Below are 24,836 nucleotides of genomic sequence, written 5' to 3'. Positions count from 1 at the left end.
GAAAACGAAGGAGCCGTTGTTCATGAGAGCGATTAGGAAATGTTTGGCCATTCTAGTATTCATCACACTTGTCATGAATTTTCCGTTAGCCGCTTTGGCTGACGGATTGAACGCTAAGAACGTAACGGTCCTTAGCAATAGCTTTATCAAAGTCACGGTCGACAATCACTCAGGCCGCTTTGCCATCCGCACCGTGGATGGGCAGCCTGTACGGAAGAATGATCAGCAGGTCGATATGATGTTTCGAGGGGATGATCCTGAATCCTCTTTTACGACCTTTCGGATTGACGGTACGGACTATATTTTCGGAAATCCATATAAATTTGGCGTTAACCTTTTTTCGGAAGTGACAACGCCACAAGTCGTGAACAATACAGATGGGACACGTCAGATTGAAACGGTGTGGACGATCAAAGGCGTGGCGATCAAACAGATCGTCATGCTGTATATGGATGTCAAAGACAAGAAAAATTCCGGCAATGTGAACATCCGCTATGAAGTGACCAACCACTCAGGGGCAGAAGTGCAAGTCGGTTCACGTATCCTGCTCGACACGATGGTTGGCGGGAATGATGGACCTGCTTTTCAAGTGGGCACCGCTTATAAAGTTCCTTTGCAGGTTGAAAGAAAGCTTGTCGATGAATCCAAATTGGACGGAAGTATTGGTCCGAATGAAAGAGCCTTATACACGTTGCCTGCCTACTGGGTGATGAAGGATAAGTTTGACTTAACGAATCCGCTGGCGACGAACGTGGTTGCTTATGGATTTAACAATTTTTCTGAAAATGATATTAACATTGTTGACGAGATGATCGTCGGTCATTGGAACAAAATGGCGAATACCAAGTGGGACTATGAGGTTAATCCGAACTTGGATTTTACGACGGATACGAATGATTACGGGACAGCGGATTCCGCGGTCGCCTTGTACTGGAACGCGGATGCAATCGCGAATGATACAACGAAATCGTTTGAAACGGTATACGGACTTGGTGAAATTGTTGAGCCTGACAAAGTGTTCTCCATACGCTACATTGATCCTGTCAACCAATTAGCAACGAAAATGGACGGCAGCGCTTATGAAAATGAGGGCGTGTTTAACGTCGTCGCTGAAATGGAGAACTTGCCTGCTTTTCAAATGGAGCACTCCCGCATTGATGTGCAGCTGCAGCTAGCCAACGGGCTAAAGTTCGTCGATCTCGATGAGCGTGGACAGATCAAGCGCGATGTGAACGGCCAGATCATGACGAAAACGTCGGATCGCTCCTCGATTTCTTTTAAAAAAGAGGCAACACCAGAAGAAGCGCAAAACGGGATCGAACCCAAGTATAAACCGGGGGATACGGTGACGGCATCCTTCAAAGTGGTGGCTAAGGGGAAAGCGTGGCCAACAACCAAAGAATATATGCTGACGGCCTCTTCGCCAGAAACGGAGTTAAAGCTGGAAGCCGTGAAAGATGAAGCGATTAAGGCACAATATATGTCCAGCAAGGCTAACTTTATATTCTTGCCTGCTGTAGGCGAAGGTTCACAGACGTTTGTGTATGCCATGTCGCCCAAGGAAGCGTATTCGACAGATGTGAAGTACATTACGCTCAATTTGAGCAATATTGAAGCTTATCATACGGGCAATACGACGATCGATCCGAACTTCGATCTCTATCTGAAAGAAGCTGCGACGGGGCATCGATATAAAGTGCCGGTTAAGAACGCCGTCATCCTGCAACCTTCAGGAGATGGACAAGTGGGAGATATGCGCATCACGTATCGCACGGGTGATCTTGTTGATGCCAGCGGTGCGATCATGAAGGATGCTGACGGTAAGGATATGAAGGACTTGGGTCCTGAGCTGCCGCTTGGGGAATATCAAGTCGAAATTGACTATAAGGGTGACAGTGGAAGCGATCCAGACGATGCGAAGCTGTATGACATTACTACGAGTCAACGCTTTGTCGTCAGTGACAATGAAGATGCGCGAGTGAAGAAAGCAAATCTGCTGGCTGTTGTGAAGAAGATGGTGAATCTAGCAGCAGGTTCCAAAACCGATATAGAGGAAGCTTATCCTGGGTTTAAGGTTGGCAGCGGATTTGCTGCGCAAAAGGCGATATTCAACACGGTGAAAACCACGCTGGAACACGCTAGCAAACTTGTAGATCCAGAACTGGATCTTGCCTCGCTCTTGCCGGAAGTTAACGTGCCGGCGTACCGTTTGGTTGCTTTTGAAAGTGAAGAAGAGCTAGAGCAGTTCAAAGAAGAGGGTGAAGAAACCCATCAGGAAGTGCTCGTTGAAATTAAAGGGATGATTAACCGGATTGGAAAAGGCGATGAAGCGAAGTATGTCGTGGATACGAAATCTGAACCGGCCATTATCAACAATAGTGTCGCTTATCGCGGCAAAGATATGGTCTTCGCTACCGGACAGCTTGATGTATTCGGTCTAGGCGTTAGTATTGGCGGATTAAAGAGCATTCCTTTCTTCAATACGTTGAATGTGAAAGGCGATGGCCTACTAAGTGTGGCGAGCAGTGGCTTTGTTTTTCATAAGGGAGAATGGACGCTGGATTTCTTTAATGGCTTTGATAAGTCATTAGGGGAGGAAGACGAGGAGGAACCGGAAGAGGAAGCGGCACAAGGCGGCGAGGATGACTCGTTGAATGGCTCTCTGAAATGGGCGGCCGGCAATCTCGGAGATCGATTAAATCCGCTTAGACAACTCTTGATACATGAAGTGTACTTTAACAAACATAGTTTATTTGCAGCTCCAAGCTTTTCGATCAGTGGTTTTGGACTGAAATTCAACGATTTCATCCTGCGTGAAGACGGTGTTTCTTTCGGTGGGAGTGTCTCAATGAAAATCGCCGATGCCGAAATTAAGAACGTGAAGTTTAATGACAAAGGATTTGTCGGCATTGATGCTGATTTGAAGTTTAAGTTGAATCAAGATATTGGCTTAATTGAGGGCTCTGATGAAGAAGGTGCGGAGGAGAGTCTCGCTTCGGGTGAAATCAATATCGTTCACTATGAGCAAAAAGAAGAAGGTGTGGAGAACACGTATGGCCTCACCTTTGATGCGGATCTGCGCGGTATCACGCAGGTACATGTAGAGATCGCGTTCAAGCAAGTGGCAGACAAGCGCATTCTTCCCAATGTGATTGCCTTCTCAGCAGAGCTGGGTGATCCCGGTGTGATGATTGCTGGCGGTACGTATCTGACCGGCGTTCGCGGGGCGATACGTGAGCTTGCCGATACGATTGCAGGCGGTTCTAGCGATGTTCCGTTAACCATTGAGGCAGGAGCGGATGTTACTTTTGGCGTTAAACCTGCAACCTTCTATGGCAGCATTGATATGACACTTCGGAAATCAGGAATCAAGCTCGTTGGAAAAATGGACTATCGGGCAAGCTCAACGTCGGAGCGGGTAGAAATGCTGAAGCAAGCCATGGTCGCTGCACAATGGATGACGCCTTGGTTCGTCAGCGCTTCTGCAGAGATCGACGTCATGGGCTGGGATTTGATCATTGGTAAAGCCTCTATCTTTCTCGGGCAAAATCTGATCAAAAACCGCATCGACTTCGAGGGTTTCGTCAACGCCAAAGTTCAGGTTCCCGGCAAAGTGCCTGTCGTCGGCGGTATGGCGTTAGGCGGCGTTTCTTTGGGGGCGAACAATGACAAAATGTGGGGCAGCGTCTCCATTTTGTTCATCAGTCTCGGCATCACCTATTACTTTAATGGCGGCGTCGAATTCGGTACGTCAGGAGAAGGCTTGCCGGACGGTCTGTTGTACTTGCAAGTCCAGGATCCAGAGAAGGGCCCGCGACTTGTCGTGTTCGGCGAGGGCGTCCAGACGGTGGCGACGTCATGGGAGACCAAAGAGGATACGATTCACGACATCGAGTATCACAGCGTAGCCGAAGGGGTCGATGTATTGGACAACGGCTCCATGAATGTGGGAATTGGCGGCATTAAAGTATCTGACGGAGGTAAACTTCATGAGATTCCTATGAGTTCGATTACGGGAGATGCTCTGCTCGAGCTTACTTACACGGGGACAAATAAGCCTGAACTCGTGTTGAAAGATACGAACGGCAAGGATTACAAGCTCGTTTATGATGAAACGAGAACGAATCCGCAAGCGAACGCTTTTACCGGGCAGGGGACAACGGATGGTACGAAAAAGGTGTATATTGCCATTCCACACGACCGCATTGGTGGAAGCACATGGAAGCTATATGCAAATCAATATGTGGAGTCCAAATTAATGAATATTCCGCAGATTGCAAAGCTTGATGAGATTAAGTTAGAACCTAGCCTAATGGATACGAACAAGTTTAACGCTTCTTGGAAAGTAAGCAATGCGAAGCCAGGCGATACGGTCAGTCTTTATTTGACGAGGGATGCCGTAAGTACAGTCAAGCAAGGTTTCAACGAGGAGATCACAGCGCCAGGTGAAACAGGACTTTTGATTGCTAAAGATATGAACGTTGCCCATTCAGGCGGACTATCCGGCAGTATAACATCGGGTCAGACGAGCATTGACGTCTCACAAGTGTCGCTGCTTGGCGATACGGAAGATATTCGCGGGCTGTTGTCGCAAGGCGATTATTATTTGAGAGCGGAGCTGAAGTCGGCAAGTAATTTCCAAACCAAAACAACGGCTAATAAGTTCCAAATCATCGACCCGTTGGCACCGTCGCCAGTTCGTGAGGTAGCCGTACAACCAGCAGGGAACGGGTATTTCGATCTCTCCTTTAAGCCAGCGGCAAGAGGACAGAACCACATGGATAGCGAGCTCAGCTATGCAATCGATGTGCTGCAGGAAGCCAGCGGGAAGCTGAGCGCATATCCGAACTTCTCATCGTTGTTAATGACGGAAGAGGAGCTAAAGCCTTACTGGCATGAACAAAGCGGCAAGTATGAGCATATCCGACTTGGTGGTTGGACGGCGAATGCCAAATCAAGTGTAGTGAACCATGCGAGCTTAGCAGGCGAACCTGTAGATGGTGAGATCAAATATACAGGCTTAGCGGTAGGTCAATCGTACGTTGTTGGCGTATCGGCTGCTGCGAAACCGTCCAAATTGGCTGACAAGCATCAAAATAACCATTACGCGGAGCGGGTGGATACAGCTAGCACCTTATTGCCTGTGCCAAGCAAGCCTAAGCTTTCTGCACAAGTGAGTCAGGCTAGACAGAGAAGTGCGGTGCCAAATGCTTTTCTCGAAGTGCTGACAAATCAGCAGGAACAAAACATTACAATTACCTCTGATCAACAGAACGTGGAAGTGGAAGCTCTTTATGACGACAAATCGATAGCGGTCGTCGATCTTACGGATCAGGCAACAGGGAGCAGAAGTGCACTTCATTTATCGCGTTTTACAACGGATGGTACGTATGCGATTGAGCTTCATACTCGAAATAAATCAACGGGTGATTTCTCCGTTACGATGCTGTATCTGACCGTTGATACGATGGCACCTGTGATCTATATCGATACTCCAATAACGGGTGAACGGACAAAGAACGGGAAGATCAAAGTGTCTGGCACAACGAGCAATGACGCGCTACTAGAAGTGAACGGCCAATCGGTTGCCGTGAGTCAGAATGGCGCATTCGAAGGGGAAGTGACGGCAGTCAGCAGTGATCCGACGTTCGCCATCGACTTCAAAGCGCGTGACTTGGCAGGCAATAGCAACCAGGCTTCCGTCCGAATAACCAATGGCGCGTATCAAGTGCCCGTAGGTTTGGTGCTTAGAAAAGTTTCGAACTTGAAACTGAACGGAACCACACAACTGCAAGCCTACTTGCGAATGGCGGATGGCTCGGAGGCTGAAGCGGACGCTAGTAAGGTTACGTATTCCAACTATTTGGGAGAAGCGATTTCCGTATCCGATAGCGGCGCTGTGAAAGCGGTGAAAGTTGGTGCGGGTATGGCCAAAGCCCAATACCAGCTTGGCGAAGCGATATCGCTGCAGGCGATGACCGTCGTGAACGTGGAAAGCACGATCATTGCTAACACGGCAGCAGTTCCCAACGATAGTAAATCAACGAAAGTGAACATCCTTTCCGCTGATCGGACAGATGCTGTGCTAGTCTATCGTGTGTATTCGAAGTCTGCGGGCACGCCGGTTGCACCAAAGTATCAGGATGATGTGAGTGGATGGTCAGTATTGCCGGCAGACGGCGTAATTCCCGCATTAGCTGGGGACCAGATCGCAGTTGCCAAGCGGCCGAAAGGCGGTAATTTGAATGATGGGATTACGGGACTCATGCCTGCTGTTCTATGGACACCAGGTGGCTTCTTTGGTGGTGGATTTCCTGTACTTCCAGTCAATACGGACGTCTTTGTTGGCGGGGAAAAGGTGATATCCGAGCGCAAAGATGATCGAATTTTTGCGAAAATTGATGGAGTGAACGGAAAGAATACGGATAAGTCTACATTGCTAATCCAATCTGAGGACAAGACAGCAGTTGGATATGAATTTGAGCTTAGTCAATCCTTGCTGCAACGTGCGGCTGCTAGCAAGCAAGTCGTTCATGTTGAATTGCCATTCGCGCAGCTTACGTTCCCTGCCCAAGAGACTGCATTTGCAGAAGAAAAACTCATTGTAAAAATAGATCGGAATAGTGGCAGTGATCAGAGCAGCTTCCGTGAAATTGCAAGTGAGCTTGGCGCCCAGTTGTTAGGCGACGGGCAAGGCGTAAGCTTTGATCTTTCCGTTCCGCAAGCCTACAAAGCTCGAAGTGTGAATGCGAAGGCGGCCGTTCCTGCCAATGTGAACGCGAAAGATATTACAGCCGTTGTTGTCAGAGATGCGAATGGCAACTGGACAACGGTGCCTTGGAAGCTGGAAGTCGTGAACAATGAGCCATTTGTCAGTCTAACGTTAACTGGCAGCGGCAGCATAGCGTTCATCTCCAATAAAATGAACTTCACCGACGTTGATGATCAGAACTGGGCGAAACAAATGATCGGGGATGCAGCAGCTCAATTGTTCATGGTTGGCCGAACGTCCGATCTATTTGATCCAGAGAGTCATATTACAAGAGCGGAGTACCCGACGGTACTACTGAGAGTGCTAGGTTTGATGAATCAGGCTGGTACGAAGTCGTTTGCGGATATTAGCCCTGACGATTGGTACAGCCGAAGTGTAGCTATTGCGGCAGAGCAGGGGATCGTCGACGGTTTCCAAGATGGCTCGTACCAACCCAATGAACAATTGTCACGGATGGAAGCCATGATCATGGTGGGGCGCAGCTTGAAGCTCATCGGTGCAGCTCGCTCAATTACAGAAGCTGAAATGAACGATATGCTCGGCGCGTTCAAGGACGATGCATCGATTCCAGACTGGGCTAGAGAAGCTGTTGCCCTGTGCATCAAGTTAGGCATCATTACAGGGCAAGATCAGTCAATCGCTCCAAACGAGCCGCTCACAAGAGCGCAAGCAGCAGCGATTGCGATGAGACTTAGCCGTCTCACAGCGATTAGCCTTCCTTAAATTCGTAGAACAAGATCAATTTAGCGGGACGGTGTAACATGCGATTTACAAAGAAAACAGTCGGGTTGATGATGCTTGCAGCCTTCATTATCTCTCTCTCGACGGCGGCTTTTATGGTGTATGCCGATAATGACTCTTGGGAAGATCATGCAGCGACGGATTGGTACATGGATAATTACACGACCTATACCATTGATACAGCAGAGAAGTTGGCAGGGGTCGCGAAGTTGGTCAACAGTGGAGTCACTGATTTTCATCAAAAAGTGTTAGAGATCAGCGTTAATTTAGATGTAAAGGATCATAAATGGGTGCCAGCTGGAAACGCAAGCCATCCATTTCGCGGAACGCTAGTAGGCAAAAACGGTCAGATCTACGATTTGACCGGTCTTACTATCGCTGGCAGTGCGAAGCAAGCAGGGCTTTTTGGTTATATGAGCGGGGCAACCGTTGGGGGGCTCCGTGTGGCTGGGGATATTCAAATCAACGCCAATGATAGGGTCCAAGTCGGGGCAATCGCAGGATTCATGGATCAAAACAGTATCGTATATAACGTAACGAATGCTGCACAAATCCGTGTCACGTCAACGAAAGAAGCTTATGTCGGTGGAATAGTTGGAAGCGGCACTGGGTTGATCTCCAACACCGTTAATACAGCAGCTGTCAGCGTGAATGGTTCAACCACAGGAATTGCTGGGGGGATCGTCGCTGCTTCAACCGGAGGACCCAGTCTCACGTTGAAAAAAAACGAAAATACGGGCGCAGTTACCGTATCGAATAGCGTCTATCAAGCCAATGCCGGCGGCCTTGTCGGCCTTGCCAGCTCTTCGCTGCTCATGAAGGATGAAGACACGGTTATCCGGAACCTCGGTCTCATTACGGCCACGAACAACAAGAACTCTATCGTCGGTGGTATTGTGGGCAGAGTAGAGGCCGGATCGGCAGTTACTTTTTCAAAGTTAACTTCGAATCTTGGGAATATTAACGTACTTGCACCTGACTCCAAAGGCTCAATTGCCGGTGGATTAGTAGGTTCTTTTGAGCAAAATATGAATTTGGACGTTCCCTTTACGCAATCAGGCACGATTACGAATCAAGCCGGTTCCTCTGTTATTACAGGGGGTGTTACCGGGATTGTATATGGGGATTTGACGCTAGGACACAACTTTACGAATGCCGTGCCGATCATCGTCAGCGGTGAAGAAGAACTGTACACAGGTGGAATTGTCGGTAAAACGGGCGGCAATGTGACGTTCGTCAATGCCGCTAAGAACACGGCTTCCCTACAAGTGACAGGAACTGGTGATCGTATCTATACGGGCGGACTAGTTGGCTTTGCTGGAAACCGAGTGATGTTCTTGAACACGGCTAATAGCGCTTATTTGAATAGCGGAACCATCCGTGTAGCCGGCGTTTCGGAGGTGTATACAGGTGGAATTGTAGCCAACAAAGCGTACGTCAAAGCTGCGAATAATGTGCAAAGCTTAGGGGATATTGCTGTCAGCGGATCGCACAAGCTTTATACAGGCGGCTATGTAGGTGTTGTATCCGGCAGCGATACAGCGATGAGTAACGAAGCGTTTGCTAACAACATAACGGTAACCGCAGCTTCATCTAGTGAAGACAGCGCCGTCTATACGGGCGGTATTGTCGGCTACTATGGTGTGGACAGCACCATCACAAGCCCGGTTTTTCAAGGTCAGTTGAGCGTGACTGGCGGTGGCAAGGGAGCGAACACTGGCGGGATCGCGGGGTATGTGGATGGCGGTACGATCACGGATGCAACCGTTGGAGGCACGGCTGAAAACTTCGCTAAGGTAGCTTCTGAAGGGCGTATCGGTGGTGTCGCAGGATATGTGAATGGAACGGTTTCGTCGACGACGATGCAATGGCTGGACATCCAATCCAATGGTGCAGATGGATATGCAGGAGGTTTAGTTGGGCGAGCGAAAGGTTCGATTACGGGTGCACTTGTTGGAAAAGTGGACGCAGCGGATCATCGCACCGTTACGATTACTACAACTGCTAGCAACACCGCTGTGGGAGGTATCGTAGGCGCAGATGATGGGGCACTCTTGATTGGCAGCGCGACGGTGAACAAGATCACGGTGAGTGCCGCGCTTGGTGCAGATCACGCCAGCGTTGGCGGTGTTGCGGGGGCAGCGTCTGCCAGTGTTACGTTAGGCGGTATATCGTCAGCCATTACTGTACATGACGTAACGTTAACTAACGATGGCGCTGCTAGTAAGGTGGGCGGCGTCGTTGGGGATAACAGCGCCAATCTGATTGGCGGCTATGTGCAGGAAGTGACGGGCGTAACTATCGATGCCAAAGGTGACGACGCCCGTTTGGGCGGAATTACCGGGAGTAATCAAGGTGATTTGACGGGATTAACGGCGAGCAACGTTGCCATTACGGTGAAAGGCGCTAACAACGCGATCGGCGGACTTGCCGGTGCTGCGAAAGACAGCGTCATTCAAGGCAATGGAACATACGCCAATGTGAGTGGTCTTACCATTGCGACTACGAGCTCAGCAAACGGTGCCAAAGTCGGCGGGATTGTCGGCAGCAGCGACAAAACATGGCTGCAAAGCGTCGTTGCTGAAAGTCCTGTTTTAACCATTCGCGGAACGGGTTCAATGGTTGGCGGATTAGTCGGGCAGATCAAGGATGCTTCAATTACACAGTCTTATACGCGGGGCGTTTTGCCTGACTATGTCGTGCTGAACATCTATGGCAGCCAATCGCATGGCGGTGGTTTGGTCGGTCATGCGGAGCGTGTCACCGTGACGGGCAGTACATCTGACCACCTTAACGTGGAAAATTTGATGCTCGTTGTAGACAGTAGTGCAAGCGGTGTTTATGTAAGTGGATTGGTTGGTACGAATATCGAGTCTAAGATAGAAAAGATCTTTGGTCAATTCATCAACTTGACGCCCAAGGGTCCACTTGCCGTCGTTGGCGGCTTGACGGGTTATAACAAAGGCACGGAGACGGCGTTGTTGAATCAGAACTTCTTGGATTCACTTGCTATCAACGCGCCGGCATCGGCGGCTAACGCTACGATCGGCGGCATGATCGGCCTTAACGATGCAAGAAGCGGGCAAACGGATGCGACTGCGATAGAAAGAGCCGTCAGTACAGTGCAGAACAGCCGTATTTTGGGCAAATTGATCGTACACGCTCCGTCCGCGACCACAGGCGGGATGATTGGAGAAAACCGAAGTGTCCTGGCGAACAACAGCATTGCGGAAAAACTCCCTATCACCTCAGATGGGAACCTCAGCGTCGTTGGCGGTCTGATCGGTAAAAATACAGGAACTGTATATTACACGTATTCCAATGCGCTTCTTAATGTCAGCGGCACATCAGCCGTCACAGGCGGACTTGTCGGTGAAAATAGCGGCAACGTGATCGCTTCCTACATCGAGTCCGACTTGAAGGGAGATGCGGTTGGCACGAGTGGTAATTACGCGCTTGTAGGGGGCTTGATTGGGAAGAACAACGGCAACGTAGACAAGAGCTTTACTTCATCGAAAGTGACAGCGAACGGCAGTTACACTTACGTCGGTGGCCTAGTCGGTGGAAATTCAGGAACGATCAAGAATTCCTATGCGGCCAAGGAAGTCTCGGCGAATGCCTCGGATGCCTATGCAGGCGGTCTGGTGGGACTTCTGAAAGCAGGCACTGTGAAAGGCAGTTATTCGGCGGGTCAAGTGAGTGCGAACCACGGCGCATTCGCGGGCGGCTTTGCCGGTTATTATGACAATGCGAGCAAGGAGCTCATAGACAATACGTATTATGTGAAGGATGAGAACCAATCGCTGAACAGCGGGTTGTTGGATTTTGACGGTGGCACGTATTATGAACTAAATATGTATGCTCGTCTCAGCCCGATCCTTGCGGAATCGCTTGCGAATCGTTCGACCTTCCCGGCGTTGTCAGGCTGGACGTTCAATGATACCTCATGGCGATACGGTTCGCTCAACGCGGAATATCCATATCCAGAGCTTAATCTGACTGCAAACAGTGGTGGCACTACGGGTGGGACTGGTGGAGGCAACGGCGGAAGCGGCAACCAAGTCAATATGAATATCAATTGGTATACAAAGAAACCGTCAGCATTGCGGTTTGTCATTCAAACCGAGGCGGATCTCGCAGGACTTGCTGGCATCGTGAATGGTACGATCACGGGTGTAGAGCCTTTCAATTTTAAAGGCAGAGAAATTGAGTTAACAAGTCCCATTCATCTGCAATCGAATCAGTGGACACCTATTGGGCATACCGAGCAGCATGCTTTTGAAGGCACGTTCATAGGCAATCGCAAGTTGATTAGCGGTCTTCAAGTCACAACCGATTCGGATGCCGGTCTGTTCGGTGTTATCGGTGGATATGCGACTCTGCAGGATATAGATCTTGAGCCGGTAGGCGTGACGGGCAGTCAGAATGTAGGTTCCTTGGCGGGTACGAACAAAGGCAGTGTCTCACATATTCAGGTTACACTGGATAAGGCGGCGAAAGTGGCAAACGGCTCTGTTGTGGGTGGTATTTTGGGCAAAAATACAGGCACGATTAGTCATCTTACGCTTGTGATCCAAGGCGGGAGCAGCGTGACGAGCGCAGTGAATACGGCGACGCTTGGTGGTCTAGTAGGAGACAACGCCTCGGATGTTACCGAAGGGCGTGTAACGTTAACGAGTGGCACAATCGAGGCAACCGGTGAGAACGCCATTGTCGGCGGCGCATTCGGCCGATTGACAGGGAATTCATCACAGTTAGCCATCGCGATTACGGCGCATTCCGCGGTTCAAACTACAGGGACAGGTGGGATAACCGGCGGCTTAGTAGGTGACTACTTGTCAGGCACCAGCGATGAATTAACCGTTGCCTTGACCGACGGGAAGATTAAAGGACAGTCCATTCTAGGCGGTGCAATGGGTCGTTCAGGCCGTGATCAGGTCATTAAGGTGGCCTCTGTTCGTGCCGTGAATACGATAGACGGTGTTAATATCCAAGGTAATGGAATTGTCGGCGGTCTTGTAGGTAATAAAATCGGTAGAGGCATTGCTGCATGGGATATGGACGGGGTTTCTGTGAAGGGGGTTCACTTCTCCATTGGCGACACCAGTACCCTAGGGGGTATCGTTGGCGTGTTGACCAATGCGGCGGCGAAAGATTTGGCCTTCGAAGGCGCGCTGCGCGCAGCGGGCAAGGATGCCATCGTTGGCGGGATTGCGGGTCACAGTGTCGATTCAATTATTTATCAGCCGCAAGTATCTCCAACCATTGGCGTAGCGGTGACTATGGGAGAGAATAGCATTGGCGGCGTTGTTGGGATTGCTGAATCTTCGCATGGGGATACCGCGCTGGATTTCGGTTACTTGATTCCGTTTTATCCAGGAGTGTATGGAGCAAACGTGCGAGATACCCTGATCGAAGTCACAGGTTTCAATCAGCAAGCACAAGTAAAGGCAGGTACGATTGCAGGACAGCTCTTAACGGCATCGATCTACAATTCAACTTCCGAAGCGGATCTACGTGTAACAGGCGTGAAAACGGCAACGCTCGGCGGTGTAGTTGGTTTTAGCTCCGGTTACATTGTGAATACGAGCGTAACAAGCGGAATTGAAGCGAAACTGAGCAGTGAGTACAGCATCGGCGGGATTGTTGGCCGAGCCCATGGCGGTAAAATCGCTTATGGACGGGCTGAATCCCTTCAACGTGAGCAATTGGCGATAGGTGATAGTATCACGGTGGATCGCGTACCTACGGCAACCCATGTTGGGGGTGTTGTGGGGATGGCAGATGGGACTGACATGCAAAATGTCTCTTCCAACCTGCCCATTCAGGTACAGAGCACGAATCCGTACAATACCATCTACGCAGGGGGCTTTGCTGGACTGTTGGGCGATAGCACTCCGGGGTCCATGAAGCGAGTTTATGCGGAAGGTGCTGTTAACGTGAGCGGAAAAGCGGGCGCATTCACTGGCGGCTTCGCTGGCTCGGTCAATGCGTATACCCTGCGGGAAGCTTACGCTTCGGGCAGCGTGGCGAATACGGCATTTGATGCAAGAGCAGGAGGGTTTGCTGGGGTTATTAACCGAGGCGGAGTGATCGAGGATGCGTACGCATTGCAAGTGTCGGTAACTGCGCTAGGCTCAAGCGGAGCTACCCGATCTTATGCGGGAGGCTTCACGGGGTATAATGACGGAAGTTTGACACGAGTCTATGCGAACGTAACTACGATTTCCGCGCAAGCCGGCGGAGCCAACTCTTATATGGGCGCGTTGATTGGGTACAATTTCAGAGATGGTGTAATAGCAAATGCCTACTATATGGGTAACTTAACACCAATCAAATACGATACTAGCAGTGGCCAAGCAGCGAACGTAAAGCTTGCTGACTTTTCGAATCACAACAAGCTTCCCAACTGGCATTTCTCCACGAATGATGCAACCTGGAGTTATGTAGATGGCATCAATCGCAATGCACCAGTGTTAGTCGATGTAACGAATTGGAGCTTTGCACCTGATGTAACTTTCTTACAGGCTCAGATGAAAGGTGATCCACAGTTTACAGCAGCAAGTGCTGCGCAGTTGGCAGGGCTTGTGATGCTTAATAATGAGTTGGAATTCTATAAGTGGTTTGATCGGGCAGCGACAAGTCAACCTGATATTCAACGAATAGCACTACGTACTGACGTAGATCTACTGAATCGATTGTGGACACCGTTCGCCTCCTATGGCGGTGAATTTGACGGGGAGAATCACGTCATATCCGGCCTTACTTACTTGGCGGACGCATATGACAATTATGGCTTCATTTCAAATCTTCATGGCAGACTTGCCAATGTGACATTTGACCATGCTACAGTAATCGGTGGCACCCATACGGGTATTGCTGTCGGAACAAATCATGTTGGTGCGATGATATCGAATGTATCCGTGAGCAACTCCAACATGCAAGGTTTTGGGGATCAAATTGGCAGCCTAGCTGGTGTAAATAACGGGACAATGAATCAAGTAAGCGCCTCGGGTGTAGATATCACAGGAACAAGCGATGTAGGTGGAATATCAGGCGTAAATGCAGGTACGATCCAAGGTGCAGCTGTGTATGGTTCTCTTACAGCGAACGGTTCTTACAGCGGCGGCGTAGTTGGTCTTAATAGGGCTGGTGCTTCGATAACGCAAAGCTTCTCGTATGCGGATGTAACGATCATCGGTGATGCTCCAAGCGCTGGCGGACTGGCAGGCGAGAACGATGGCGTCATTGCAGACAGCTATAATTCGGGCGCAGTGACCGCAAGCGGAAAGACAATGGCTAGAGCGGGCGGGATTGCTGGCTACGCACCGGAAGGTGCCCTGACCAATACGGTGAATAGCGGCCAAATCTCTGCCAACTTGGAGGGATACCTCGTCAAAGGGAAATCCTTCATTGGCGGTATAGCTGGGCAAATTGGTCAGCGAACGACACTTCTCAACAATTACTACGATGAGCAGATGCTTCAATCGAGAATTGCTTATGTGGATGATACAGGATATGCGATCTCGACAGATGTAGGCAAGGCCGCAGCGATGCAAACGAAAGAGCTGGTGAAAGCTGTATTGCCTATTGGGTTAGAACCATCGATTTGGGGAGCCAAAACGGGCTACTATCCTCAGCTCACACGAAATATCAATTCGAAAGATAGCGATTTATCAACGGTGGCTGTTATGTTGAAATCAGGTGATACGGCGTATCGCGTAACGGGCAGCTACTCGCATACCATCGATTCGGCTTTGGAATGGACGATAGACGAGCGTGCCCAACAAACGGTACTTACCGCCTCAAAGAATGGCGGGAGACGGAGTGTGACAATTAACAAGAAGCCAGTCTTATACGCAGCAACAGCTTCAAAGCCTACTGGTACTGGCTCTTCCGTTGAATTTAAAGAGAAAATAGATGTGTCGCTTGCTACTACTGAACTTAGCGGGACGATCTACTACACGTTGGACGGCAGTACTCCTTCCGAGAATTCACTGGTATTTAGTCAAGCGATTACGCTTAACGCGACAACAACGATCAAAGCCATTACAAGTGTTGATGGGAAAAACAACAGCGAGGCCTTCTCGGCGACCTATAAAAAAATGGTCCCCGTTGCTGCAGGCGGCGGTGGTGGCTTCGCACCACCACAGGCAGGTTCGACTGTCGAAGTTCTCGTCAATGGTAAAGCAGAGTCAGCAGGAATCGAAGCCATTCTGACGAATGGATCTGTTGTCACGTCAACAATAACAGTCAATGAGCAAGCTATGAGCAAATTGCTAGAACAAGCAAGAGAACATACAGAAATTACACTTGTGTTTAATAACCGCGCTGACATTGCGATCGGTGAACTGAGTGCCGAGATGCTCCAGAAGATGGCGAACAAGCAAGCTGATCTTAAAGTAGATGCAGGAACAGCTAGCTACAGAATCCCCGCACAGGAATTCCAGGTGAAGCAAATTTCTGAGAAACTCGGCAGCTCGATTCCTTTAAAAGATATTAAAGTACGCATTGAAATGAGAGCAGTTGAAGAAGAGCACATAAAGCTTCTAAATCGCGCGGCGGCAACAGGTGGATACTCGTTATTGGCATCACCAGTAAGCTTTAAGGTGACGTACATGCATGACGATAAGAGCTATGAACTAGACGAGTTCAACAGCTTTGTGGAAAGAATGGTACGTTTAACTAGCGAAGCAGAGGCACGTAAACTCTCTACTGGCGTCGTGGTGGATCGGGATGGCACCATTCGTCATATCCCAACTCTAATCCGCCGTGTTGGTGGAAACTACTATGCGGTTATTCGGACACTATCCAGTGGTGGTGACTATGCATTGATCTCAAATCCAGTATCATTTACGGATGTGACAGCGCACTGGGCACAAGAAACGATTAATGATATGGGAGCGCGCATGATTCTGGGTGGTGTGGGTAAAAATCGATTTGAGCCAGACCGAGAGGTTACTCGTGCGGAGTTTGCAGCAATTGTTGTCAAAGCGCTAGGTCTTAAGACTGCCGCTGATAGCCAATCTTACTTGGATGTCCATACTTCGGATTGGTATGCACCGTACCTTCAAGCAGCTGCGCATTATGGTCTCGTTTCTGGATATGAGAATGGCGAATTTGGCTCCATGGACGCCATTTCACGTGAGCAAGTGATGACAATCATAGGTAGAGCCGTACAATTAGTTGGCCTAGAAACAACACTTGCTGCAGATGAAGCAGATCAGTTGTTAGCCATTTTTGCAGATAGTTCACGTATTGATGGGTATGCTAAATCCGGCATAGCGGTAAGCATGAAACTGGGGCTCGTTTCTGGAAGGGCCGAAGGCATGATGGCACCCGATGACAACATGACACGGGCTGAAGTAGCGACGATTATTCAGAAATTATTGAAAAGATCCGGTTTGAATGAAACAATCTTTTAGATAACAAAATCGGATGAATGGACGGTCGGACCTTGGAATCTTAGGATTCCAGGCCTCGGCTGTCTTTTTTTTGAACATCGTAGGCTAACTATTCGACAGGATTTGGAAGCATGTGAGAATTTTGAGAGAAGCCATTGCTACAATGGGGACATAGATTGAATCATTTTGATCCTAACCGTTGAAAGGGGAGAGTACGTCCCATGAAAAGAATCATGATTATCGATGATGCTGCCTTTATGAGAGCACTGTTAAAAGATTACTTGAGCTCCCTCGGTCACGAGATTGTGGCAGAAGGCAGTAATGGGCGAGAAGCGATACAATTGTATAAGCGATATAAACCAGACTTAGTGACTATGGATATTACAATGCCCGAGATGGATGGGATATCGGCGTTGAAGGAAATTATGAAGTTCGATCCTCTGGCAAATATCATCATGTGTTCAGCCATGGGTCAGCAGCAAATGGTACTCGATTCCATACGTGCTGGTGCCAAAGATTTTCTGGTGAAGCCATTTAACAATGAAAGAATTGTGGAGGCGGTGGATCGTGTGCTTCTATCCAGATATAACTAGAGAATTGTTAGTCAAAAACGTTCACTTTCTAAGTGAGCGCCTTTTTGTTGCATATGTTAACAATTGTACGAGTTAGTTTTAATCCCCCATTAACAGGCAGCTTGTATACTATAAAAAGGGACCCGAATATACAAACAGGGAGATTACAACTATGGGCATTCATACTTATTTTAGGTCTTTAAATGAGCTAGAAAGAATCATACGTTGTCCAGGGAAGTTCAAATTTGAAGAACATAGTGTGGCGGCTCATTCATGGAAAGTTGTTCAATATGCCAAAACACTTGCGGACATCGAAGAGAAAAATGGCGCAATAATTAACTGGAAGAAGCTCTATGAAATTACCAGCTCTCATGATTATGGTGAAATTTTCATTGGAGATATTAAAACACCTGTCAAACATGCGTCACATGAACTCCGACTTTTGATACAACAAGTAGAAGAAGGGATGGTCTATAACTTTATTGAGGAACATATTCCAATAGAGTTTAAAGAGACTTTCCATAAACAACTACAAGAAGGTAAAGACGGTTCGATAGAAGGACTGATTTTGGAAGTTGCTGATAAGATGGATCAAGTGTATGAGGCATTTGCTGAGATTCAAAAGGGAAATACAGAAAAAGAATTCGTTACTATGTATCGAAATGCTCTAATTAAAATCAAAAACATTCATTTATTTTGTGTAGATTACTTTTTAACTAAAATTCTCCCGGATATGGTAAATGATGAGATGGCTTCACGTGTTGACATCAAAAGGATAACGGAAGAAGCGTTGGCTGACGGACAGAACGAAGAAGGAAGAATGGGTCATACGGCAGGGAAAAGCATGTTCGATCAATGGACAAGTCATTGATTGAACATGCTTTTTATGTTAACACATCCGATGCGGATACCGCGCTGGAGAACTTATTCTAGGAGAATAGAGAGGGAAAAGGATAGAAACCAAGCAACTGCGCATAATAAGTTTTGTGATATTGGGACGTATATGATTATTTAAAAGTTAACGTTGACGTTAACGTTAAAAGGGAATATGATAATGATATCGAGAAACAAATTGGTTTGAAGGGAGTTTTCAGATGGATACATTCAAAATTGACGACGTGGCCAAAGAGAGCGGATTGACGAAGCGAACGATTCGTTACTACGAGGAAATCGGAGTACTTTTTCCCCCAGAACGTAGTGAGGGAGGCATGCGCTTATATACCCGCAAACATATCGAAAGATTGAGTCAAATCGTGAATGCCCGGGATGTTCTTGGATTTTCACTCATGGAAATTCAAGACTTCGTAGCGATTCGCGAAAAGATGGACGAACAAAAGCAAGTCTATTGGAAAACAGAGGCCGCAGAAGAGAAGCTTTCGCAATTGCGGGAGATGAAGGTCATGGTCGACAAACAAATGGAAATGGTTGACCAGAAACTCTCCAAGATGGCTGAGTTTCGGAAAGAAATTGAATATATGCAGAAACGTATCAATGATGGTATTACTAAAATGTCAACATAAAAGGAGTCTTCTGGCACATGCAACCTACAGCTACGAGTAAGGCCAATCCGGTCGTACAGCCTCATCAGAATGCACCAAAAGTCAGTATGTTCAGTCAACCGAAAGCGGTATGGGCGGTCGTTTTCGCCAGTATTATCGCTTTCATGGGTCTCGGTCTCGTTGACCCGATTTTGCCTGCTATTGCTAAGAAGCTTCATGCTTCTCACAGTGACGTTACTTTGTTGTTTACAAGCTATAATGCCGTCATGGCGATAGCGATGTTAATTACCGGCGTCGTCTCTTCCCGTCTGGGCATTAAAAAAACACTGCTCGCTGGAATCATTATCATCGCGCTTTTCTCGGCATTAGGTGGTATGTCAAATGGGATTTGGAGTCTTGTTTGGTTACGTGGAGGATGGGGACTAGGCAACGCGTTATTCGTCGCTACGGCCTTGTCAGCAATCGTGTCTTTGTCCAAAACAGGCGTTGCCCGTTCTATTATTTTGTTCGAAGTAGCCGTTGGTCTAGGGATCTCCGTAGGCCCGCTGTTAGGAGGAGAGCTGGGTGCTGTCTCTTGGAGGGGCCCATTCTTCGGTGTAGCTGGACTCATGGTTATTGCTTTCTTTATGATCCTATTTATTATGCCTAAACCGCAACCGCAAATTCGTACCCAAAAAGCTTCATTGGCAGATCCGTTCCGCGCCTTGAAATTCAAAGCACTTCGTACATTCGGAATCGCAGCTTTCCTATATAACTTCGGATTCTTCACCTTGCTTGTATACGCTGCACTCGTATTGGGGAAATTAGGATTGGATGAGCATCAACTCGGTTATGTTTTCTTAGGTTGGGGACTTATGCTTGCCTTTACATCTGTCTTTACAGCGCCGAAGCTGCAGAAACGCTTTGGAACAGTGCCTTCCATGTGTGTTCAATTACTTCTATTCGCTGTTACCTTGTTTGTCATGTCCATTTGGACAACAGATAAAACTGTCATTATCGTTGCCGTTATCATTGCGGGAGCATTCCTAGGCAATAACAATACGTTAATTACGACAGCGGTCATGAACGCGGCACCAGTCGAACGTCCAACGGCGTCGGCGGCATACAGTTTCTTGCGTTTCATCGGAGGGGCCATAGCGCCATTCCTAGCGGGCAAGCTAGCTGAATGGTTCAACCCGCATATGCCGTTTATTGTCGGCGGTGCATGTGTTGTCGTGGCTGTGATCTATCTTTGGATGAATCGTCAACATTTGAAGCACGTGGATGATGTTGAGAGTGCGCATTAAAATAATTCGAGAGCCCGCTAACCTGCGAGGCTCTTTTGTTCATTCTAGGCACCTTTTCACGGGATAGACATGCAAAATGTTCAGGAATGTGATCAAAGTGGGGATTCCCATTGTTCGAATTGTTCATAGAACTTGTGATTATTCACTATGAAACCGTTCATGAATCCCCTAACATTAGCCTCAGATGGATATGGAATGGGGGTGAACATAAGGCTGTAAGCTGGATGTCCCAGGAGGATTGAAGTACCGCTTGTCTCAGTTTAAAACGAAAGGATGAGAGCCGTGTACGTTCATTCAAATGAAAAATATGTAGGGAAGTTGCTGATTGTGGGATTAATTGTTGCGCTATGCATGTCATTGTTTATTACCACACAAAAGGCTGAAGCTGCAAGCGTTACCATTCCTAGTAATGGCGTTCAAATAAAGGATAGTGCTGGAAATCTGTTGCAAGCTCATGGTGGAGGTATCATTAAAGTAGGAACGTATTACTACTGGTTTGGCGAAAATAGAAGTGGAGACAACTTAGTCGCTTGTTATCGCTCGACAGATCTTAAAACATGGGAGTTCCGTAACAATGTACTCAAACATTCGTCAGATCCAGAACTCGCGACTGCGAATATTGAGCGACCTAAAGTCATTTACAATGCCTCTACAGGTCAGTTCGTCATGTGGATGCACAAAGAAAATGGCGTTGATTACAGTGAAGCCAGAGCGGCGGTTGCGTACTCCTCCACCGTCGATGGCAACTACACATGGCAGGGCAGCTTCCAACCACAGGGTCAGTACATGTCTCGTGACGATACCTTGTTCGTAGATGATGATGGATCCGCCTATTTCATTTCTTCTGCAAGAGAGAATTTAGATACGCATATTTATAAGCTTTCTTCCGATTATCGATCCATTGCCTCCTTAGTTCAGAAAGTTTGGGTAGGCTCTCAACGTGAAGCAGCTGCGATGTTCAAAAGGAATGGCGTCTACTTCCTCGTGACCTCGGGAGCAACCGGCTGGGCGCCGAATCAAATGAAATATGGGACAGCAACTAGCATCGCAGGTACATGGAGTGCGCTAAGCAACGTCGGAGACGGAACTTCGTTTGATTCACAGCCAGCGTACATTCTCCCTGTTCAAGGCACTTCCACTACATCCTACCTCTATATTGGGGATAGGTGGGCTGGCGCATGGGGAGGCATTGTGAATGATTCGAGGTACGTCTTCCTTCCAATATCGTTCCCTTCGAATACATCCATGAGTTTAACGTATTATGATAAATTAACGATCGATACAGCAACAGGGACCATTTCGGGATCGAATTACAGCTTGAATACAACAACGAATTATAAGATTCTCAATCGAAACAGCAATAAATCATTGGCAGTTAGCGGCACAGATAAGACGCTCAGTGCAGCGCCTATCCAGCAGTTTACGGATACGACATCGCTCTTCCAGAGATGGCAATTCGTGAAGAAAGCGAATGGCTACTACAGTATTATAAATAAACAAAGCGGTAAATATATGGATATCAACGGTCAATCCACAGCGGATGGCGCCACGAACATTCAATATGCAAGCAATGGCGGTAAGAATCAAGAATGGCTGCTTGTTGATCTAGGAAATGGCTATTATGCCATCGAGAATCGCAATAGCCGTAAATTCATGGATATCAGTGGAAGTTCTACTGCAGATGGCGGGCAGAACATTCAATATACGTGGAATGGCGGTAATAATCAGCAGTGGACGATTAATTAAATTGGAATGCGAAGCGAGGCAGGGAGCGATCCCTAGCCTCGCTTTTTCAGTTATATCATGCTGAGATTGTGCACGACTTCATAGAAATGTACACATCGGTCGTAGTAGCGTCGGATATAAAGGGATAAGCATCGTTGTTACAATACAAATGGGAAAGCGTATTCATTACCAGATGCAACTAATTTGTAGGAGGAATTCGTGTGAAACGTAATTTATTTGTAAAATGGATGTCATGTATGACGCTTGCAAGCTTGTTAGTCACATCGATGGGGGCAGCTAGTGCAGCCGAGGATTCTACTGCATCATCACTCGATCAGCCTATTTCCAGAGCGGAATTCGTCGTGTTGATGAATCGGAGTTTTAATTGGACTGAAAAAGCGAGTATTTCATTCCGTGATGTGACTCCGGGCAGTTCCTTTTATGAAGAAGTAGCCAAAGCAGTGAAAGCTGGATACATTCAGGGATACGAGGACGGTACCTTTGGAGCGAATAAGTCCATCAGCCGGCAGGAAGCTGCCGTGATGATCGCTAGAGCGAGGGGGTTCTCCCAAGCTCCTAGTACAGCAACTCCATTTTCGGATAGCAGTTCTATAGCGTCTTGGGCCAAGGATGCGGTAAACAATACGGTTGCTCGCCGAATTATTAGTGGGTATGCCGTTGATAATACGCTGAGACCTCTCGATCCGATCAAACGTGATGAAGCAGCTCTCGTAGTGAATCGGGCTGTAGCACCATTGAATAGTTTGTCCATTCTAGCCTACGGTGCCACCCCCAATGATGGTCAAGATGATTTGCCAGCAATCAAGCTTGCGGTTGAAGCCGCCAAAGCTCAAGGTAAGGGTGTCTATGTGCCAAGTGGCGAATTTAACTTGAACGGTTTACTGACGCTTGATTCTGTTGATCTGACTGGGGACGGAGAGACTTCTATTCTAAAAAGTATGGATCTCAAGCTGCAATCGATCATCCTAACTGGCGAAGGTACAGACCTAAGTGCAGTAAAGTTGATATCGGTACCAGCTACAGTTCGTTTAACCAATGATGATTCGGCTCGGGTACGAGTAGGTCCGGATGCGAAGAACTATTCCATCACCAATATTGTCATCGACGGCGGTTCTTCGGTTGGATTTTTCAATGCTGGCAAGCAGGGGGTCATCCGTGGAAATACGGTCAAAAATATGCTGGCAGACGGTATTCACATTACAGCTTTATCTAGCGATATTCTTGTAGAGAACAACACGGTACAACGCGTAGGGGATGACTTTATTGCTGTAGTCTCCTATGAGAAGTTTGGCGGTTGGGTAAAGAACGTCATTATTCGAAACAACAATGTTTCCGATGGCGAGGCGCGAGGACTTACGGTTTCAGGCGGGGAAAACGTTCTTGTTGAAAACAATAAAGTGTCCGATATCGATGGAGCTGGCATTTATCTGAGCTCAGAAGGTAATTACAAGACGTATGCGGTGAAGGATACCATTGTACGAAATAATACGGTTATGAATGACAGTCGTGATGCTGCGAGCCCAACACAAGGCGGATTAAATATTACGGCAACGAACAAGAATCCAAGTTTGGTTAATGTTGTGATTGAAAATAATACGTTCTCCAACTCCCATGATAATGGAGTGCTGATTGCAGGGACTTTTGAAATTAAAGGCGTGCAGTTTAAAAATAATGCCATTAATAATCCGAAAAATTACGGCATTCTTATTGTAAAAACGATCGTTGGCGATGTTAACCTTGCAGGCAATAAGGTAACAAATTCAGGTAAAGCAATTTATGCGAATCAATCGAGCGATAAGAGAATTGTTAGTGATTTGACGAATGAAAGCGGCGGCAACGGTGGCACTGGCGCGAGCAGCGTTGCTGCATACGGTAAACCTGCGATCGACGGTGTCATTGATCCTTTATGGAAAGATGCAAGCGTATTGCAGATGAATACGGCCGCTACTGGAGCTACGGGAACAGCCAGAATTGCATGGGACGAGAATGCTTTGTATTACTTATTCGAAATGAAGGATAGCACGCCTTTTGCCGTGGCTGCCAATGAGAAGAACGACTCCGTTGAAGTATGGGTGGATGAGCTGAACAAGAAGAACGGCGCCAAGACGGTGGGTGATTACCAAATGCGCGTGGATCTGAAGAATGCGGTATCAACATCCATGAAGGGCTTGAATTTAACTAATGTCGTAAGCGCTGTAAAAGAAGTGGAAGGCGGTTATCTTGTTGAGTTTGCCGTACCTTACAGAGAGCTGAAGCCTGCGGCTGGCACCATTATCGGATTTAATGCAAGCGCCAATGACGATTCGAACGGTGACGGTGTGCGTAATGCATTCGTTACCTGGGTAGATAAGAATTTGCCTTATTGGGCAGATACGAAAGTATATAATGAAGTGAAGTTGGCAGCGCCGAAAAAATAGGGATTAAATAGTACTTAAAGGAGGCTAGCTCGGGGTTGATGACCTTTGAGCTAGCCTCTTTTCATCTTTTCATCGTTAAGACGGAAGTAATTTAGGGAATAACCTGCAGCATTCGTATGGATGTTGTTCTGAATTTTGACAGTCGTGACGTGCCCGTGTCCAACATATCTGCCGACATCCAAGAAGGTATCGTTTGAATCCCCTACAGTCGTGTTACTCGTCGTTTCCAATTAGATTCGCTTACATCTTAAGTATAGCGGGGAAGAATTGAACTTTGTTGCTTGTAACTAGCACTATTTTACGATAGTTCTGAGTTCATAGAAATATGCACATCATTCGTAGCATCATCGGATATATCGGTAAAATCCCAGTTGGTACAATAATGAAGAAAGCGTATTC

Annotated in this window: 8 protein-coding genes; all 8 read left to right on the top strand. The window is 47.6% G+C overall.

Features of this window, described 5'->3' with window-relative positions:
• Positions 1-22 precede the first annotated feature (22 nt).
• The 8 genes from HQN88_RS18080 to HQN88_RS18045 all read left to right on the top strand — a co-directional run bounded on the left by HQN88_RS18080 (position 23) and on the right by HQN88_RS18045 (position 24,437).
• On the top strand, positions 23-7,495 hold the full coding sequence (locus HQN88_RS18080) for an S-layer homology domain-containing protein (RefSeq protein ID WP_173114987.1): 7,473 nt from the start codon (positions 23-25) through the stop codon (positions 7,493-7,495).
• A gap of 38 nt (positions 7,496-7,533) precedes the next feature.
• A complete protein-coding gene (locus HQN88_RS18075) occupies positions 7,534-16,938 on the top strand; it encodes an S-layer homology domain-containing protein (RefSeq protein ID WP_173114983.1) in 9,405 nt (3,134 codons plus the stop codon).
• A 200-nt stretch (positions 16,939-17,138) separates the two neighbouring features.
• Positions 17,139-17,510 carry a response regulator gene (locus HQN88_RS18070; RefSeq protein WP_173114982.1) on the top strand — a complete coding sequence of 124 codons (372 nt, stop codon included), beginning with the start codon at positions 17,139-17,141 and terminating at the stop codon, positions 17,508-17,510.
• 151 nt (positions 17,511-17,661) lie between these two features.
• Complete coding sequence (locus HQN88_RS18065) at positions 17,662-18,360, top strand: YfbR-like 5'-deoxynucleotidase (RefSeq protein WP_173114980.1); 699 nt, start codon at positions 17,662-17,664, stop codon at positions 18,358-18,360.
• 223 nt (positions 18,361-18,583) lie between these two features.
• Positions 18,584-19,009 carry a MerR family transcriptional regulator gene (locus tag HQN88_RS18060; protein WP_173114978.1) on the top strand — a complete coding sequence of 142 codons (426 nt, stop codon included), beginning with the start codon at positions 18,584-18,586 and terminating at the stop codon, positions 19,007-19,009.
• Between the two features lie 17 nt (positions 19,010-19,026).
• Positions 19,027-20,274: an MFS transporter gene (locus HQN88_RS18055; RefSeq protein WP_173114976.1), complete on the top strand. Its 1,248-nt coding sequence runs from the start codon at positions 19,027-19,029 to the stop codon at positions 20,272-20,274.
• Between the two features lie 282 nt (positions 20,275-20,556).
• Positions 20,557-22,020: an RICIN domain-containing protein gene (locus HQN88_RS18050; protein ID WP_274318760.1), complete on the top strand. Its 1,464-nt coding sequence runs from the start codon at positions 20,557-20,559 to the stop codon at positions 22,018-22,020.
• A 200-nt stretch (positions 22,021-22,220) separates the two neighbouring features.
• Positions 22,221-24,437, top strand: a complete 2,217-nt coding sequence (locus HQN88_RS18045) for a sugar-binding protein (protein WP_173114972.1) — start codon at positions 22,221-22,223, stop codon at positions 24,435-24,437.
• The last annotated feature ends 399 nt before the right edge of the window (positions 24,438-24,836 follow it).

The organism is Paenibacillus qinlingensis, from assembly GCF_013204845.1.
Classification (GTDB): Bacteria; Bacillota; Bacilli; order Paenibacillales; family NBRC-103111; genus Paenibacillus_E; species Paenibacillus_E qinlingensis.
The sequence above is the reverse complement of the archived record's forward strand: the minus strand, read 5'-3'. Positions and strand labels throughout refer to the sequence as shown.

Bases quoted from the DNA above. Each gene is read 5' to 3' on its own strand.
- HQN88_RS18070 (WP_173114982.1), top strand. From the start codon at position 17,139: ATGAAAAGAATCATGATTATCGATGATGCTGCCTTTATGAGAGCACTG.
- HQN88_RS18075 (WP_173114983.1), top strand. From the start codon at position 7,534: ATGCGATTTACAAAGAAAACAGTCGGGTTGATGATGCTTGCAGCCTTC.
- HQN88_RS18060 (WP_173114978.1), top strand. From the start codon at position 18,584: ATGGATACATTCAAAATTGACGACGTGGCCAAAGAGAGCGGATTGACG.
- HQN88_RS18065 (WP_173114980.1), top strand. From the start codon at position 17,662: ATGGGCATTCATACTTATTTTAGGTCTTTAAATGAGCTAGAAAGAATC.
- HQN88_RS18055 (WP_173114976.1), top strand. From the start codon at position 19,027: ATGCAACCTACAGCTACGAGTAAGGCCAATCCGGTCGTACAGCCTCAT.
- HQN88_RS18080 (WP_173114987.1), top strand. From the start codon at position 23: ATGAGAGCGATTAGGAAATGTTTGGCCATTCTAGTATTCATCACACTT.